This is a genomic window from Spirillospora sp. NPDC048819 (assembly GCF_040650055.1).
Taxonomy (GTDB): Bacteria; Actinomycetota; Actinomycetes; order Streptosporangiales; family Streptosporangiaceae; genus Spirillospora.
Map to the genome: position 1 here is coordinate 201,041 of NZ_JBEZGN010000002.1, position 16,531 is coordinate 217,571.

18 protein-coding genes are annotated in these 16,531 nt (G+C 72.5%); 7 read left to right on the plus strand and 11 right to left on the minus strand.

The genetic code is table 11. The features are described 5' to 3' along the window. Nucleotides 1–88 precede the first annotated feature (88 nt). Together AB0C35_RS04005 and AB0C35_RS04010 are read right to left on the minus strand one after the other, a co-directional pair. Complete coding sequence (locus tag AB0C35_RS04005; RefSeq protein ID WP_358450238.1) at nt 89–691, minus strand: TetR/AcrR family transcriptional regulator; 603 nt, start codon at nt 689–691, stop codon at nt 89–91. Then, nucleotides 688–2,271, minus strand: coding sequence for an MFS transporter (locus tag AB0C35_RS04010; RefSeq protein ID WP_358450240.1), 1,584 nt, complete (start codon nt 2,269–2,271; stop codon nt 688–690). The genes AB0C35_RS04005 and AB0C35_RS04010 overlap by 4 nt, the downstream gene beginning before the upstream one ends. 164 nt (nt 2,272–2,435) lie before the next feature. On the opposite strand from AB0C35_RS04010, the gene panB reads away from it, so the two are divergent. Continuing rightward, nucleotides 2,436–3,287 (plus strand): 3-methyl-2-oxobutanoate hydroxymethyltransferase, encoded by an 852-nt coding sequence (panB, locus tag AB0C35_RS04015; protein WP_358450242.1) that lies wholly within the window; start codon nt 2,436–2,438, stop codon nt 3,285–3,287. A gap of 81 nt (nt 3,288–3,368) precedes the next feature. Here the strand turns inward: panB and AB0C35_RS04020 are convergent, their stop codons facing one another. Together AB0C35_RS04020 and npdG are read right to left on the minus strand one after the other, a co-directional pair. Then, the gene (locus AB0C35_RS04020) at nt 3,369–4,457 is read right to left on the minus strand and encodes an NAD-binding protein (RefSeq protein ID WP_358450244.1); all 1,089 of its coding nucleotides are present in this window, start codon (nt 4,455–4,457) and stop codon (nt 3,369–3,371) included. Nucleotides 4,458–4,483: 26 nt separating this feature from the next. After that, nucleotides 4,484–5,188: an NADPH-dependent F420 reductase gene (npdG, locus tag AB0C35_RS04025; protein WP_358450246.1), complete on the minus strand. Its 705-nt coding sequence runs from the start codon at nt 5,186–5,188 to the stop codon at nt 4,484–4,486. A gap of 100 nt (nt 5,189–5,288) precedes the next feature. Here npdG and AB0C35_RS04030 point away from each other — a divergent pair, with 100 nt between their 5' ends. Beyond that, a complete protein-coding gene (locus AB0C35_RS04030) occupies nt 5,289–5,876 on the plus strand; it encodes a hypothetical protein (RefSeq protein WP_358450248.1) in 588 nt (195 codons plus the stop codon). A gap of 25 nt (nt 5,877–5,901) precedes the next feature. Here the strand turns inward: AB0C35_RS04030 and AB0C35_RS04035 are convergent, their stop codons facing one another. Further along, the gene (locus AB0C35_RS04035; protein WP_358450250.1) at nt 5,902–6,081 is read right to left on the minus strand and encodes a hypothetical protein; all 180 of its coding nucleotides are present in this window, start codon (nt 6,079–6,081) and stop codon (nt 5,902–5,904) included. Nucleotides 6,082–6,152: 71 nt separating this feature from the next. On the opposite strand from AB0C35_RS04035, the gene map reads away from it, so the two are divergent. The 3 genes from map to AB0C35_RS04050 are packed head-to-tail and all read left to right on the plus strand — an operon-like array spanning nt 6,153 to nt 8,783. Further along, complete coding sequence (gene map, locus AB0C35_RS04040; RefSeq protein ID WP_358450252.1) at nt 6,153–7,004, plus strand: type I methionyl aminopeptidase; 852 nt, start codon at nt 6,153–6,155, stop codon at nt 7,002–7,004. A 59-nt stretch (nt 7,005–7,063) separates the two neighbouring features. Continuing rightward, complete coding sequence (locus tag AB0C35_RS04045; RefSeq protein ID WP_358450254.1) at nt 7,064–7,753, plus strand: helix-hairpin-helix domain-containing protein; 690 nt, start codon at nt 7,064–7,066, stop codon at nt 7,751–7,753. A 19-nt stretch (nt 7,754–7,772) separates the two neighbouring features. After that, a complete protein-coding gene (locus tag AB0C35_RS04050; protein WP_358450256.1) occupies nt 7,773–8,783 on the plus strand; it encodes a DNA polymerase ligase N-terminal domain-containing protein in 1,011 nt (336 codons plus the stop codon). 12 nt (nt 8,784–8,795) lie between these two features. Here the strand turns inward: AB0C35_RS04050 and AB0C35_RS04055 are convergent, their stop codons facing one another. Continuing rightward, nucleotides 8,796–9,419, minus strand: coding sequence for an NAD(P)H-binding protein (locus AB0C35_RS04055; RefSeq protein WP_358450258.1), 624 nt, complete (start codon nt 9,417–9,419; stop codon nt 8,796–8,798). Nucleotides 9,420–9,502: 83 nt separating this feature from the next. Here AB0C35_RS04055 and AB0C35_RS04060 point away from each other — a divergent pair, with 83 nt between their 5' ends. Continuing rightward, nucleotides 9,503–9,895 (plus strand): helix-turn-helix domain-containing protein, encoded by a 393-nt coding sequence (locus AB0C35_RS04060; protein ID WP_358450260.1) that lies wholly within the window; start codon nt 9,503–9,505, stop codon nt 9,893–9,895. Nucleotides 9,896–9,996: 101 nt separating this feature from the next. Beyond that, a complete protein-coding gene (locus AB0C35_RS04065; protein WP_358450262.1) occupies nt 9,997–10,713 on the plus strand; it encodes a metal-dependent hydrolase in 717 nt (238 codons plus the stop codon). 18 nt (nt 10,714–10,731) lie between these two features. On the opposite strand, the gene AB0C35_RS04070 is transcribed toward AB0C35_RS04065, so the two are convergent. The 5 genes from AB0C35_RS04070 to AB0C35_RS04090 form a co-directional block, all read right to left on the minus strand. Then, nucleotides 10,732–11,829 (minus strand): hypothetical protein, encoded by a 1,098-nt coding sequence (locus AB0C35_RS04070; RefSeq protein ID WP_358450264.1) that lies wholly within the window; start codon nt 11,827–11,829, stop codon nt 10,732–10,734. Between the two features lie 77 nt (nt 11,830–11,906). Continuing rightward, nucleotides 11,907–12,563, minus strand: a complete 657-nt coding sequence (locus AB0C35_RS04075; protein WP_358450266.1) for a response regulator transcription factor — start codon at nt 12,561–12,563, stop codon at nt 11,907–11,909. Beyond that, nucleotides 12,560–13,786 carry a histidine kinase gene (locus AB0C35_RS04080; RefSeq protein ID WP_358450268.1) on the minus strand — a complete coding sequence of 409 codons (1,227 nt, stop codon included), beginning with the start codon at nt 13,784–13,786 and terminating at the stop codon, nt 12,560–12,562. Before AB0C35_RS04080 ends, AB0C35_RS04075 begins: the two co-directional genes overlap by 4 nt. Nucleotides 13,787–13,847: 61 nt before the next feature. Then, entirely contained in the window at nt 13,848–15,908 is a 2,061-nt protein-coding gene (locus tag AB0C35_RS04085) for a cytochrome c oxidase assembly protein (RefSeq protein ID WP_358450270.1), read from the minus strand. After that, entirely contained in the window at nt 15,901–16,479 is a 579-nt protein-coding gene (locus AB0C35_RS04090; RefSeq protein ID WP_358450272.1) for a copper resistance CopC family protein, read from the minus strand. The genes AB0C35_RS04085 and AB0C35_RS04090 overlap by 8 nt, the downstream gene beginning before the upstream one ends. Between the last annotated feature and the right edge of the window lie 52 nt (nt 16,480–16,531).

A 16,531-nucleotide genomic window follows, 5' to 3' on the forward strand; every position in this document is an offset into this window, starting at 1 on the left:
ACCCAGCGACAGTATGGGGCATGACACCGTTTCGAGGGGAGAAGATCACGCTTACCAGGCCGAAAACCATTCGGCATTTGCCCCCATATCAGTCCCGGACGGCCCCGATCCCCTTCAAGAGGGTGTCCACGACGGCGTCGGCGTAGCCCTCGGGGACCGGCTCCCGCAGCCTCCTCGGCGTCAGGGAGCCGACGAGCATCGACATCGCGACCTCCACGTCGAGGTCCGCGCGCAGTTCGCCTTCGGCGACGCCGCGCCGCAGAACGTCGCGGACGATCGCGCGCCGCGGCTCGATGATGTTCTGCTTGTAGCGGGCGTACAGCTCGGGGTGCTTCTCCGCGCTGCCGACCACGTTCCAGAAGCACCGGGAGTGGCGGCGTCCCCGCTCGGCGGCGAGCGCGCGGGCGATCTCGAGGAGGTCCTCCCGGACGGACGCGCCGGACGGCTCGGGCAGCGGGGCCTTCGCCGTGCCCAGCGCGTCCACGATCAGCGCCTCCTTGCTGGGCCAGCGCCGGTAGATGGTGGTCTTGCCGACGCCGGCGCGGGCGGCGACCGCCTCGATGGAGACGCCCGCCACGCCCGACTCCCTGGCGAGGAGGTCGAGGGTCGCCTCGATGATGGCCTTCTCGGCCCGCTCGCTGCGGGGCCGTCCCGGCGCCCGGGTGCTCTTGGTCACGGCTCGCTCGCTCACACGCCGGCCTTCTCCTGCCGCCGCGGCGCGGCCGGTTCCACGGCGGGCGCAGGGCCCGGCGCGGGGGCGGGGGCGGCGCGTCCCGGCATCCACTTGAAGACGACCAGGGCGCCGAGGAAGGCGATGACGGCGGCGGCCGCGGACGCGGTGTGCATGGCGTGCACGAACGCGGCGTTGGCGGGTTCGATGAGGCCCTGCCCGGCGGCGCCCATCTGGGCGGCGACGCCGTGCGCGCCCTCGATGGACTCGCCGGCGGCCTCCCGGACGCCGGCGGGCAGCGCGGCGAGGTCGCCGTGCAGGTCGCGGCGGTAGACCGACGCGACGACGGAGCCGAGGACGGCGACGCCCATCGCGACCGCGACCTGCCGGGCGACGTTGTTGATGGCCGACCCTGCGCCCGCCTTCTCGCGGGGCAGCGCGGACATGACCGACTCGGTGGCGGGCGGCATCACGTTGGCCATCCCGGCGCCCTGCACGAAGAAGATCACGCCGAGGATCCACATCGGGGTGTCGGTGCCGATGAACCGGTAGCTCGCCAGCGCGCCGGCGACCAGCAGCAGCCCGGTCGTGCAGACGGCCTTGGCGCCGAAGCGGCGGACCATGAGGGCGCTGCGCGCGGAGAAGGCGAGCTGGGCCGCCGCGAACGGCAGGAGCATCGCGCCCGCCGCGAGCGGGGCCATGCCGCGCACCGACTGCATGTAGAAGTTGGCGAAGAAGAACACGCCGGACGCCGCGAAGAAGCACAGCGCGATGGACGCGACGGCGGCCGACAGCCGCGGGTCCCTGAACAGCCGGACGTCGAAGGCCGGGGAGTCGCTGCGGGCCTCGTGCAGGACGAACAGCGCGAGGACGGCGAAGCCCGCGAGGATCGGGCCGACCACGGGCAGCCCGAGCCAGTTCCCGGTCTCGCCGCCGCGGATGATGCCGTACGACAGGACGACCAGGCCGACGACTGACAACAGCACGCCGAGCGGGTCGAGCCGGCCCGGCTTCGGGTTGCGCGAATCGGGCACCAGGAACACCATCAGTGCGATGCCGACGGCGATGACCGGCACGTTGACGAGGAAGACCGAGCCCCACCAGAAGTGGGCGAGCAGCAGGCCGCCGGTGAGCGGGCCGATGGCGACGCCGAGCCCGACGGCGCCGGCCCAGATGCCGATGGCGCGGGCGCGCTCGTGCGGTTCGAAGACGTTGGTGATGATGGACAGCGTCTGCGGCATGACCGCGGCGCCGCCGAGGCCCATCAGGGCGCGGGCGTAGATGAGCTGGTCCGGGGTCTGCGCGTACGCCGACACCAGGGAGGCGAGCGCGAACACCGCCATCCCGCCGATCAGCACCCGCTTGCGGCCGATCCGGTCGCCGATCACGCCGAAGGTGAACAGGAGGCCCGCGAAGACCAGCGTGTAGGAGTTGATGGACCACTCGAGCTCGCTCTGCGTCGCGCCGAGGCCCTTGACCGGGTCGGCGATGGTCTTCAGCGCGACGTTGAGGATGGTGTTGTCGAGCACCACCACCAGCAGGCTCATGGTCAGCACGCCGAGGATGTACCAGCGGCGCCGCTGGATCGTGGGGGAGTCCATGTAGATACGCAACGGTACCGTTTCGGAATCCATTCCCGCCGGGGCGACGTGTGGGGGACGTCACCGTCCGGGAATGGCGGGGGCTACCAGAATCGTTTTCGAAGTGGCACGATCGGTTCCGTCTGGGTACGCCACCGTGGCGCCTCAAGACCGGAGGTTCTCGCATGTCTTCTTCTGTCGCACCCCCAGCACAGCCGACCGCACTCTACGGCGGTACGAGCGGGCGGAGGGTCACCGTACGCGACATCGCGGCCGCGAAGCAGCGGCACGAGAAGTGGCCGATGCTCACCGCCTACGACGCGCTCACCGCGCGGATCTTCGACGAGGCCGGCATCCCCGTGCTGCTCGTCGGCGACTCCGCCGCGATGGTCGTGTACGGCTACGACTCGACCATCCCCGTCACCGTCGACGACCTGATCCCGCTCACCGCGGCCGTCGTCCGCGGCTCCAAGCGCGCCATGGTCGTCGCCGACCTGCCGTTCGGCTCGTACCAGACGGGCGTGCCCGAGGCGCTGTCGGCCGCCACCCGGTTCCTCAAGGAGACCGGCGCGCACGCGGTCAAGCTGGAGGGCGGCCGCCGGATCATCCCGCAGGCCGAGGCGATGGTCTCCGCCGGCATCCCGGTGATGGGCCACCTCGGCCTCACCCCGCAGTCGGTGAACGTGTTCGGCGGCTACCGGGTGCAGGGCCGCGGCCAGGACGGCGACGAGCTGATGGCGGACGCGAAGGCCCTCGAGGCGGCCGGCGCGTTCTCGGTCGTGCTCGAATGCGTCCCCGAGGACCTCGCCGCCCGCGTCACCTCGTCGCTGTCCATCCCGACGATCGGCATCGGCGGCGGCAACCAGACCGACGCGCAGGTCCTCGTCTGGCAGGACATGGCCGGGCTCACCCCGCACACCGCGAAGTTCGTCAAGAAGTTCGCCGACATGAACGGCCTGCTCAGCGAGGCCGCGCGCAGCTACGCGGAAGAGGTCGTGAGCGGCGCCTACCCGGCGGCCGAGCACAGCTACCACTAGATCCCGGCCGCTACCCGGTCCCGCCCCCCGCGGCGGCGGGGCCGGTCCGGCGGACGCGAGGGGCGGCGGACCCCCGGACCGTCAGGAACCGTTCTCGCGGCGGCCGGTGTCGCGCGCCTCGGATTCGCCGGCCTCGGGCGACGCCCGCCGCCCGCGCTGGGAGCGCACCACGATCAGCCGGTCGCCGGTGCGGAGTTCCGCGCATTCGGGGTGGTCGAACGGCAGCAGCCGGCCGTCCCGCACCACCGAGAGCACCGGCTCGCGCACCGCCCCGGCGGGGCCGCCGGCCTCGTCCGGGCGCACCTCGCGCTCCGCCAGGTCGAGGCCGCTGCCCTGGTCGAGCAGGTCCTCGATGACCTGGCTGACGTTCGGCTGGCTGGTGGACACGCCGAGCAGCCGCCCGGCCGCCTCCGAGGACGTCACCACGTGGTCGGCGCCGGACTGCCGCAGCAGCGGGACGTTCTCGGACTCGCGCACCGACGCCTGGATGCCGGCGTGCGGGTTGAGCTGCCGCGCCGTCAGGGTGACCAGCACGGCCGTGTCGTCGCGGGCGCTGGCGACCACGATCTCCCGGGCCCGCTGCACCGCCGCCTGTTTCAGCACCGAGTTGCGGGTGGCGTCCCCGACGACGCCGACGAACCCGGCCTCCGCCGCCTCGGCCACCACGCGCGGGTCCGGGTCCACGACGACGATCGACTCCCGGCTGACGCCGGTGCTGAGCAGGGTCTTGATGGCGCTGCGGCCCTTCGTGCCGTAGCCGGCCACCACGATGTGGTCGCGCACGCGTGTCCTCCAGCGGGCCTTGCGCCAGTCTTCGCGGGTACGTTCCGCCAGCACCTCAAGGGTCGTGCCCACGAGGACGATGAGGAACAGCACCCGCGCGGGCGTGATGAAGAGGATGTTGACGAGCCGGGCGGATTCGCTGACCGGCGTGATGTCGCCGTAGCCGGTGGTCGAGATGGTCACCGTGGCGTAGTAGAAGGCGTCCAGCAGCGAAAGCGTCTCGTCCGCGCCGTCGCGGTATCCCTCGCGGTCGGCGTACACCGCGGCCACGGTCCCGAAGAGCAGCAGCAGGGCGAAGCCGACCCGCTTGGCGACGGCGCGCAGCGGCCCCGTCCGGGCCGAGGGCAGCAGGACGAGCGGCCCTTTCGCCGCTTCCGGATCGTTCACCATCGGCACCGTACCGGGTCGGACGATCAGACGTCGGTGATGCGCAGCCCCGCGTGCGCCTTGTAGCGGCGGTTCATCGAGATGAGGTTGGCGGTGAACGCCTCGATCTGGCCGGCGTTGTGCAGCCTGCCGCCGTAGACGCCGCGCATGCCGGGTATCCGGCCGGCCAGGGCCTGGACGAGGTCGGTCGCCTCCCGGTCGTTGCCGAGGACGAGCACGTCCAGTTCCATCTCGTCCACCCCGGGGTCGAGCAGCAGCTTCGCCGAGACGTGGTGGAACGCGGCGACGACGCGGCTGCCGGTCAGGACGGCGGCGGCCTGCTCCGCGGCGCTGCCCTCCTCGACGGGCAGCGCGAACGCGCCCTTGCCCTTCTCGAAGCCGAGCGGGTTCACGCAGTCGACGACGATCTTGCCGGCCAGCTCGTCGCGCAGCGACTCCAGCGTGGCCTTGTGGCCCTCCCACGGCACCGCGACGATCACGATGTCGGACCCCCCGGCGGCGACCGGGTTCTCGGCGCCGGACACGGGGAGGCCCTCGCGCTCGCCGGCGAGGTCGTCGGCGGCCTGCTGGGCGCGCTCGGCCTTCCGCGACCCGATCGTCACCCGGTGGCCGGCGAGCGCGAACCGGCGCGCGAGACCCTTGCCCTGGTCCCCCGTGCCGCCGAGGATGCCGATCGACAGGCCGCTCGCGTCGGGGAGGTCATAGGGCGTCTTCTGCTGCTGCTCAGTCATGCGGCCGAGTCTGCCAGGCGGCCGTCCGGGCGCCGCGCCCCGGGCTCCCACATCGCGGAACCGCCCCGTCCCCGGCGCCCGGTTGCGGCACCATGGTCCCGTGGACGCCGAGCAGATCACCATGTTGCGCGAGGTGCTGTCGGCCACGGGCTGGCTGGAGCGGACCCGGGAGTTCGGCCGCGCGCTCCGGGTCACGTCCCGGACCCCGGGCGGGCTCCTGCTGGTCGGCACGCCCGGCGACGACCCGTGGCATCTCGCGGCCCACCTGGACGACGAGAGCCGCCTCGCCGACGTCCCCGGCCTGGCGCCGACGCTGGTGCGCTGGCGACCGCCCCCGGACGCGCCCGCTCATCTGAAGATCGGCCTGGAGCGGCTCGAAGCGGCACGGCGCGGCGAGACGCTGTTCGTCGTCGCCGAGGAGGACGCGCCCGTCCCGCTGCTGGAGCGGGTGGACGACGCGCGCCGCACGGGGGCGACCGTCCTCGCCCTGGAGGGCGGCGACCGCGAGCTCCGCGGCCTCGCCCACGAGGCGCTGACCGTCCCGCCGCAGGAGGCGCTCCTGTCGTTCGACGGCGCGCAGCACCTGGTCAGCGCGGCGGCGGGCGAGGAGCCCGCGAGGAGTCCCCGCGGGCTCCGGCGCCGCCTCGCCCGGCTGCTCGACACGGTGTCGGGCCCGACGATCGACTGACCTGGCCAGCCGGTCGGCCGGCCGGCTAGTCGTCCCCGTTCTTCTTGCGCCACGTCTCGTTGCGCTCGCGCGCCAGGGCGAGGGCGCCCTCCGCCGCGCTCTCGGACTCGTACGGGCCCATCCGGTCCTTTCCGGGGCAGCCGGGCCCGTGCTCGACCTCCATGTGCTTCAGGCAGAACCACCAGTCACCGTCGTCACCGGCCATCGGCGCTCCTCTCGAATGTGCGCTCGGCATGGGATTCGTTGCCGCGATCGCGCTGACTACACTCCATCACTATGACGACCCAGCTACTCCGGCCCGGACACGTTTCCCCCATGCGCAAGGTCCCGTCGAGCATTCCGCGTCCGGAGTACGTGGGGAAGAAGCGGCCCAGGACCGGTGAGCCCGACGTCAAGACGCCCGAGATCATCGAGAGGATGCGGGTGGCGGGGAAGATCGCCGCGCAGGCGCTGCAGGAGGTCGGCAGGCACGTCCGGCCGGGCGTCACGACCGACGAGCTCGACGTCGTCGGGCACGAGTTCATGCTCGACCACGGCGCCTACCCGTCCACGCTCGGCTACCGCGGATTCCCTAAGTCGCTGTGCACCTCGATCAACGAGGTGATCTGCCACGGCATCCCGGACGACACCGTCCTGCGCGACGGCGACATCGTCAACGTCGACATCACCGCGTTCATCGACGGCGTCCACGGCGACACCGACGCGACGTTCCTGTGCGGCGACGTGGACGAGGAGTCGCGGCTGCTGGTGGAACGCACCCACGAGGCGGCCATGCGGGGCATCCGCGCGGTCAAGCCGGGCCGGGCGCTGAACGTGATCGGGCGGGTCATCGAGTCCTACGCCAAGCGGTTCGGGTACGGGGTCGTCCGCGACTTCACCGGCCACGGGATCGGCACGACGTTCCACTCCGGCCTGGTCGTCCCGCACTACGACGACCCGGGCGCCACGACGATCATCGAGCCGGGGATGACGTTCACGGTCGAGCCGATGCTGACGCTCGGCACCCACGAGTACGACATCTGGAAGGACGGCTGGACGGTCGTCACCAAGGACCGCAAGCGCACCGCCCAGTTCGAGCACACCCTGCTGGTGACCGAGGACGGCCACGAAATCCTCACCCTGCCGTGACGAACCTCTTGATCTAGAGTCCGATTCGCCCCTTTATCCGGCCGGGAGACTCTCCAGAGATGAACGCCCCAGCGCCGTACGAGCCGCGGGTTCCGTCCGACAGCATGCCGCCGGGGCGCGCGGCGCTGAGCGTGACGTGGGCGGCGCTGCCGTTCCTGACTCTCGGCTATGCCACGCCGTTCACGTTCGCCGCGGCGGCGCTGTGGCGGCGGAGCCTGCATCTGCTGGTGTCCACGGCGGCCTACCTCGGGGTGTTCGCGGTGATGCTGTACCTGCTGCCCGGCATGGACGAGGACGACGGCACCGAACGCACGGTCGGGGTGCTGCTGTTCGTCCTCGCGGTGGTGGGCTGCGCGCACGCCTTCATCATCCGCCGCCGCGTCTTCGACCCGCACGGGCTGTCCGCGGTCGACAACGAGGCCGTCGTGGAGCGGGTCAAGCGGCAGCGGCTGCTGCGGGACAAGGCGCGGGAACTGGCGGCGGACGACCCCGGCCTCGCCAAGGAGCTGCGGATCGGCCGTCCCGACCTCCCGCGCCAGTACAACGACGGCGGGCTGGTCGACGTCAACCACGCCCCGGCGGAGGCGCTGACCCTGCTGCCCGGCATCACCCCGGACCTCGCGGCGAAGATCGAGCGGGTGCGGGCCGAGACGGGCGGGTTCATGTCCGCGGAGGAGCTGTCCGCGGTGGCGGGCCTGCCGGCGGACCTCACCGGCGAGGTCGCCGACTACGCCGTCTTCATCCGCTGATCGCGGGTACGAACCGGGCGTGACCCCTGCGAAGCGCAAGAGCGACGACCGGCTGGCGGAGTACCGCGGCAAGCGCGACGCGAAACGGACGCCGGAGCCCGTTCCCGAGAAGAGGGCGCTGCCGCACGGCGACGACGACACGTTCGTCGTCCAGGAGCACCATGCGAGCAGCCTGCACTGGGACCTGCGGTTCGAACGCGACGGGGTGCTGGTCTCGTGGGCCGTCCCGAAGGGCCTGCCGTGGAGCCCGGAGACCAACCACCTCGCCGTGCACACCGAGGACCATCCGCTGGAGTACGCCGCCTTCGAGGGCGACATCCCGAAGGACGAGTACGGCGGCGGCAAGGTGATCCTCTGGGATCGCGGGACCTACGAGACGGAGAAGTGGTCCGAGCGCGAGGTGAAGGTCGTCATCCACGGCTCGCGGGTCTCCGGCCGCTACGTGCTGTTCAGGACGCACGGCAGGAACTGGATGATCCACCGGATGGACCCGCCCGCCGACCCCGACGCCGAGCCGCTGCCGGAGTCGCTGCGGCCCATGCGCCCGGTGGAGAAGGCCCGGCTGCCGCGCGACCAGGACGCGTGGGGGTTCGAGTTCGCGTGGGGCGGCCGGCGGACGGCCGCCTACGTCGAGGGCGGCCGGACCCGGTTCACCGACGACCGGGCCCGCCCCGTCGACGGGCCGGGCGGGATGGGGTCCCGGCTCGGCGCCGCGCTCGGCGCCCGGCCCGCGCTGCTGGACGGTGAGCTGGCCGTCCTCGACGGCCGCGAGACCTACATGATCTACGACGTGCTGCATTTGGACGGGCGGCCGCTGCTCGGCGTCCCGTACCGGGAGCGCCGGGAGACCCTCGACGACCTCGGCCTGTCGGGGCCGCGGTGGCAGACGGCCCCGTGGTTCCCCGGCGACGGCGACGCCGTCCGCGCGGCGGCGCGCGAGCAGGGCCTGCCGGGCGTCGTCGCCAAGCGCCTGGACTCCCCGTACGAGCCGGGCGAGGAGTCCGGCGCCTGGCGCTTCGTCCCGTCCTGACCTGGCGGTGACCTAGTAGGCGACCGTGATCCTCCGGCGGACGGCGTCGTCCTTCTCGAGCTCGTCGACCAGCGCGATGGCGTAGTCCTCGGCGCTGATGGCGCTGTTGCCGTCGGCGTCGGCGAGAAGCCGGTCTCCGCCCAGGCGGAACGCACCGGTGCGGTCGCCGGGCTCGATGACGGCCGCGGGCGAGATGTAGGTCCAGTCGAGGTCGCCGGCCTCGGCCCGGACGACGCCGAGCTGCTCCGCCGCCGCGAGCGCCTCGTTCTTGTACATGGCGGGGAAGCCGGGCGTGTCCACGAGCCGGACGCCGGGAGCGGCCTCCAGGCTTCCCGCGCCGCCCACCACGATCAGCCGGCGGACGCCCGCCCGTCGCAGCCCGTCGAGCACGCCCCGCGTGATGGCCAGCAGCGGGCCGGTCGTCTCCGACCCGTCGCGGGGCGGCGGGACCGACAGCACCGCGGCGTCGTGGCCCTCGGCGAGCGCGGCGATCGCCTCGGTGTCGCCGGCCTCGGCCTTGGCCGTGCCCTCGTTCCCGCTTCGGGTGACGCCGGTGACCTCATGGCCGCGCCGGCGCGCCTCGTCCGCGATCCGCCGCCCGATCATCCCGGTCGCTCCGATCAGCAGAACTCTCACATGCCCTCCTAGAACGCTGTCGGCAGGACGGTATCCGTTGGATACTGGTTACTTCAACGTTCCATTGGTACCCTCTGGAAATCATGAAGGGTGACGCGTTCGACCCCGGCTGCCCGACCCGGCTCGTCCTGGACCGCATCGGCGACAAATGGTCCGTGCTGGTGGTGCTCAGCCTGATCGACGGGCCGCGCCGCTTCACGCGGATCCGCGACATGATCGGCGGCGTCACCCCCAAGGTCCTGACCCAGACCCTCCGCGCGATGGAACGCGACGGCCTCCTCAGCCGGGAGGTCTTCGCCGAGGTTCCGCCCCGGGTCGAATACACGCTGACGCCCCTGGGCCGCTCCCTGCGAACCCCGATCGAGGCCATCACGGAATGGGCCGAGGAGAACGTCGAAGCCGTCGTCGAGGCCCGGGACCGGCACACCGCCCGAAGCGGAACCGGGGCGGGGTTTCCCGCATCCAAACGGACGTAGCGCCCGGTTCGGCGCGTCGCCGCTGAAAACGATCAGTAGCGGGCTAGAGTCCCGCTCTGGAACCGGGCGGCGGGACGCGCTGGAAGGCGGGGGAACGGCACATGATGGGCAAGACGCACGCCCTCAGCGGCGCGCTGGTGTGGCTGGCGGCCGTGCCGGTGCTCGCCCAGGAGCGGCTGCTCGGCGACTACGCGGTGTCGCTGTCGGTGGAGCAGGTCGCGGCGGGCGCCGTGGTGTGCGCGGGAGCCGCGCTCCTGCCCGACATCGACCACCACAACGGCCGCATCGCCAACACGTTCGGGCCCATCACCGGCCACATGTGCAAATGGATCGGGAAGATCTCGGGCGGGCACCGGCAGGCGACCCACTCGATCCTGTTCGCCGTGGGCATCGGCTGGACGATGGACATCCTCGCCACCCACTACGTCTACGCCTGGTGGGCCTGCCTGTTCATGATCGTCGGCCTGGGGCTGCGCGGCGTCGGCCTGGACTTCGAGGGCAAGGAGCCCCAGTCGGCGCTGGCCGACTGCGCGCTCGCCCTCATCGCCGTCTGGCTCATGCACAAGATCGACATGAGCTTCGTGGGGTTCGCGGTCACGCTCGGATGCCTGGCGCACGTCGCCGGCGACTGCCTGACACCGCGAGGATGCCCGGTGTTCTGGCCGCTGCCGTGGCGGATCGACGTCCCCGTCGTCCCGAGGACGGACGGCAAGGTGGAGCGCTTCGTGGTGATGCCCGTCCTCACCCTCGGGATCGCCGTCCTCGCCGTCCGCTCGGTCCTCGGCGACGTCACGACCGAGTGGCTGACCCGGGGCTGACCCGGGGATGACCCGGTCTCAGTAGCGGGTCACCAGGGCGATGCGGCCGTGGTCGACCAGGAAGCCGTCCGAGACGAACGTGACTTCCCCGCCGTACTCCAGCGTCGTCTCGATGACGTCGTCCACGGCGTCGTCGACGACGTCCGCGCCCCTCAGGACGCCGGGCATGCCGTCCACCGGGACGAGTTCGCCGCGGGACTTCACCGCGGGCGCGTAGTAGCCGCGCTCGACGACCAGGTGCTCGCCGCGCCCCTCCTCGACCAGCCGGGTGACCTCGCAGAGGCCGCCCGCGTACCGCTGGATGCTGCGCGCGGCCTCCAGTTCGGACAGCACGGCCACCTCGCGGAGGTCCTCGTAGGCGGCGAGCGCCGGGCGGGCCGCCTCGGCGAGGGTGCTGGGCGCGGCGCCCTCGAAACTGCCGTCGACGCGTCCCGCCACGACCGTGTGCTGGCCCGCCACCTCGTCGAACAGCGCCTGGTGCCGGGTGACGCCGGCGATGATCAGGGGCCGGCGGTCCCGCGCGAGGATCCGGTCGACGGCGTTCGCCACGTCCCGGACGGCCTGCCGGTGGCGTTCCCCGTCGCCGCCCCGCGCGCCGCGCCGCGACTGCCTCCCCGAGCCCGCCTCGTCGATCGGCTCCGGTGCGGCGGGGAAGCCGCCGCCGATGTGCTCGGTCAGGTCGCCGTCGTGGCCGCTCCACAGCCGCGTCCGCTGGTCCGACAGGGACAGCAGCCAGTAGCGGGGGGCGCGCGTGAAGTCGGCGACGAGGTCGCGGGTGGCGAAGCCTGTGTCGACGACCACCCGCTCGTCCACGGGCTGGCCGATCGTGAACGCGTGGTGCTCCCCGTCGGGCGCGGCGAACAGCACCAGCCCGTCGGAGGCGTGCCGCAGGTCGACCTCGCCCGCGGCGCGCTCCAGGCCGCGGACGACGTGGTCGGCGGCGTCGGGCGCCACCCGGTCGTCGTCGTGCAGCCGCCGCCGCACCTCCGCCAGCAGGTTGCGCAGACGGATCGGGTCCTGCCGGTTCTCCGGGAGGGACCTGTGCGTCGGCATCAGCACCGACACCGCAGGGTAGGTCCTCGGCTTGCGCAGTTCGGACAGCGTCGCGGCGTCCATGATCCCCCGATCGTCGGCCTTCTTCGATTCTGTCTCTTTTGTAGCTACTCGCAGGTAAACGAGGCGTAAGGACCGGTCTAGCCCGGCGTGATGAAGGCCGTCTCGTACGCGAGGATCACCGCCTGGGTGCGGTCGCGGGCCTGGAGCTTGGCCAGGATGTTCCCCACGTGCGTCTTCACCGTCTGCGGGCTCACGAACAGCTCCCGGGCGATCTCGGCGTTCGAGCGTCCCTTGGCCATCAGCCGCAGGACGTCCCCCTCCCGCTCGGTCAGCTGGTCATGCCAGCGCGCCCCGCCGGTCCCTCCGCCGGACGTGCCGTGCAGGGCGGCCAGTTCCCGGATCGCCGCGGGGAACAGCAGGCTGTCGCCGTGCGCGACCATCCGGATCGCCTGCAGGATCTCCTCCGGCCGGGTCCGCTTGAGCAGGAAGCCGTTCGCGCCCGCCTTCAGCGCGTCGTAGACGTACTCGTCGTTCTCGAAGGTGGTGACGACGATGATCCGGGGCGGCTCCGGCACCGTTTCCAGGATGTGGCGGGTCGCCTGGATGCCGTCGAGCCGGGGCATCCGCACGTCCATCAGGATCACGTCGGGACGCAGCCGGTTCACCTCGCCCGGCACCTCCGACCCATCGGACGCCTCGCCGACCACGGTCAGGTCGTCCTCGGCGTTGATGATGGCGGCGAGACCCGCCCGGATCAGCCGCTCGTCGTCGACCAGCAGAACCTTGATCGTCATGTTCCGGACCTTAGCGGCAGCGACACGTGGAAACGCCAGAGATCCCCGTCCGGCCCGGCGGTCATCTCGCCGCGCAGCACGGTGACGCGTTCGCGGACGCCGCCGAGGCCGCGCCCCCCGCCGTGGTCGGCGCCGTCCCCGTGCAGCGCGCCGATCGGGTTGCTCATCTCCATCTCCAGCCTCTCCCCCTCGACCCCGAGCCGCAGCCGCACCGGCACCTTCCCGGCGTGCCGCAGGGCGTTCGTCAGCCCCTCCTGGACGATCCGGTACGTCTCGCGCGACACCGCGGCCGGGATGCGCTCCACCTCGGGGCCGATCTCCGCGTCGAGCCTCACCCCGGCGATCCTCGTCTGCTCCAGAAGCCGCCCGAGATCCTTCAGGGTGGCCTGCGGCGCGGGAGGAGACGCGTCCTCGCGCAGCAGCCCCAGCACGTGGTCGAGGTCCTCCAGCGCGGCGCGGGCCGAATCCTCGATCGCGCCGAGCGCCTCCCGGGCGAACGCGGGGTCGCTGTCGAGCACCCGTCCCGCCGCCCCGGCCTGCAGCGTCACCACGCTCAGCGCGTGCCCCACCGAGTCGTGCAACTCCCTGGCCAGCCGGTTGCGTTCGGCCAGCTTGACGGCCTTGGCCTCCATGTCGGCGAGCCGCTCGGCGGCGGACGGCCCGAGCAGCCACGGCGCCAGCCGGGACAGCAGCGTGCCCGCACCCACGATCAGAGCGAGCAGCACCGCCAGCGACGCCAGCCCGATCGGCGGCGCGGGCCACTGGTGCCAGGTGTCGTGCAGCCCCACCGACTCCAGGAACTGGGCGTCCCAGCTCACCACCGGCGCGGCGATCATCACGAACGCGAACGGCGGCACCGCCAGGCTCAGCCCGCTGATCACCACGCCCACCGCCAGGTGCAGGCTGAACCACGCGCCGGCGCGGATCCGGCTCTCCCACGACCGCGCGGCCCCGGGTACGAGCGCGGCGGCCGGCCCCCTGAGCAGCTCCTTGGCGAGGGACCCCTCCAGCAGCCGCACCGTCGGCACGAGCCCGGTCACGAACGTCGCCGCCGCAGGGAGGAAGAGCAGCGACACCACGAACATGACCGCGACGTTGCCGATCACCGCCGGGACGAGGGTGATCCCCAGGAACCAGTACGGCATCAGCAGCGCGCCCCCCACCACCAGGTGGGACCAGCGCCGCCAGGTCGTCCGGTCGATCACCGGCCGCAGCAAACGCATCACACCCCCGATCCTGGCAGACCGGGCCGCCCGCCCCCTCCCCCGCGAGAGGGAGCCGGGGTCACGTGCGTTTGCCCTGCTCCTCGGCGGCCCTGTCGCGTTCGGCGAGTTCGGCCAGGCGGGCGTTGTAGGCGGCCAGCTCGTCGTCCTCCGGGCGGCCGCCGGGCTGCGCGGCCCGGTCGGCCTTGCGGTCCAGGCGGCGTGCCTGCCGCTGGTCGTCGAAGAACCACTGGAACGCCAGGACGAGCAGCACGATGAACGTCGGGATCTCGCCGAAGGCCCACGCGATCGCGCCGCCGGTGTGCTGGTCGTGCAGGACCGTGGTGCCCCACGGCGGGTCGACGGAGGCGTACCAGCCGCGGGCGAGCGCCTGGCTCATGTTCATCAGGGCGATCCCGAAGAACGCGTGGAACGGCATCGTGACGAACAGGAGGAGGAGGCGGCCCGGGTAGGGCAGCTTCTTCGGCGCGGGGTCGACGCCGAGCAGCACCCAGAAGAACAGGAACCCGGCGGCCAGGAAGTGCGTCATCATCGCGATGTGGCCGAGATGGTTGCGCATCGCGGCCTCGAACAGCGGCGTGAAGTACAGCGTGAACGTGCTCGCCACGAAGATGACCGTCGCGACCGCCGGATGCGCGATGACCGTGAGGTACCGGCTGTGCATCATCGCCGTCAGCCATTCGCGGGGGCCGCGGTCGCCGCGGATCCGAGCGGGCTTGAGGGCGCGCAGCGCCAGCGTCACCGGCGCGCCGACGACCAGGAAGATCGGCGTCAGCATGTTCAGCACCATGTGCTGCGCCATGTGCACGCTGAACAGGATCGGCGCGTACTTGGCGACGCCGGTCTGGGTGACGGCCACGATGCTCAGCAGGCCGACGAACCAGGACACGGTGCGGATCATCGGCCAGGCGTCCCCCCGTGCGCGCAGCCGGAGGACGGCGCCGAGGTAGAGGCCGCCGAACACGATGACCAGGACGGCGAAGAAGAGGTCGAACTGCCACAGGGTCGCCAGCCGGACGGGGGTGACCTCGGGGGGCATCTCGAAGCCGAGCAGCGACTTGATCGCGCTCTCCGGGGCGGCCGGCGGGGGCGGCGCGGTGCTGGCCAGCGCGACGGCGAGCCCCATGGTGGCGGCCATCACGGCCGCCTCGACGGACGCGAACCTGGTGAACGACCACGGCTTGCGGTCGGCGAGGGCCGGCAGGGTGCGGGTCCGGTGCCACCAGCCGAACCAGCCGAGCACGCAGAACAGGACGATCTTGCCCAGGGCGAGCCTGCCGTAGTTGGTCTCGACCAGCTCCACCGGATCGGGAAGGCGCGCGATCACGTTCACCAGGCCGCTGACGCCGACGGTGATGAAGCACCACAGCGCCATCCGGCTGAACCGGTCCGCCATGAGCGGCAGCCGGTCGCGCCGGAGCAGGGCGTGGACGCCGACGATGGCGAGCCCGCCGACCCAGGGGGCGACCGCGGCGACGTGCAGGGCCACCCCGGTCGTCGCGACGGCGTGGTTGGCGGCGGACGCCGAGTGCCCGGTCAGCGGCGCCGGCAGCAGCGCGATCCCCGCCATCGCGAGCAGCCCGAACGCGGCGGCGGGCGTGGTGGTGGTGCGGGCCAGCAGGGCCACGACCACGGCGAGCAGCACCACGATCATGAGGGCGGTGCCCTGCGGCAGCGAGCCGACATAGCTGCTCAGCTCACTGCCGGTGAGGACCTGCTGCACCGGCTGGCCGAGGACGTCCGCGACGGTGAACACGAGGGTGGCCGCCGCGGCGACCGCCCAGCCGGCGGCGAGCCAGGACGCGGCGAGCAGGTAGCCGACCGCGTCCTTGGAGAGCCGGACGGCACCGGACCCGGCGGGCCGGCCGGAGCCGCGCCCGCCCTCGACCGGCAGGAACGCGGCGGCGGCCAGCAGGGCGCCGACGGTCAGTGCGGACAGCAGGTCCATCGCCGTCCGGGAGGCGGGCAGGCCCCACCGGGTGAGGGCGCCCGCGTCCCCGAGGCCGGGGATGACCTTCTCGGCGACCGAACCGCCGAGGACCAACCCGGCCACCAGGACGGCGGCGGCCGCGGCCACCGCGATGACGGCGGCCCGCCAGACGCCGAGACTCTGCCTATTCACGTCCGGTTTCCGCCTGGTACTTGCGCTGGGCCCGGAACACGATGCCGAGGCCGATGCCGATGCCCGCCGCCAGCCCGGCGACGATCAGCACCCACAGCACCGCCCCGGAACCGGACTCCTCCTGCCCGGCGGCCGGCTGCGGATTCGCCTCGGCCGGCTGCTCGCCGGCGGCGGCGTCCGCGAGCGCCCCGCCGGTCGCGGTGAACGTCACGTCGTCGCTCTCGATGGGGTGCCCGTCCTCGCCGACGATCCGGTAGGCCACCGTGTAGGACCCGGCGGGCAGCACGCCCGACAGCTTCTGCGTGACCGTCGTCCCCGAGCGTTCGGCGGCGCCCGCCTGGAACGTCTTGCCGCCGCCGTCCCTGACGATGACCTCGGCGACCCTGACCTCGTCGCTGAAGACCAGTTTCACCTCGGTGACCGACCCCGCCGACGCGCCCTTCGCGGGCGTGCTGCCGACCAGCCGGGGATGGGCCAGGGCGGGGGGCGCCGCGGCGACGGCGATCAGCGCGGCGAGGACGGCGACGAATCCGAGACCGCGCAGGGGCCGGCGAAGCGTGGGGATTTTCATGGATGGCCGGGTTCTCTAGAGAGTCGGAGGAGCTCTCCCCACCCTACTGAGC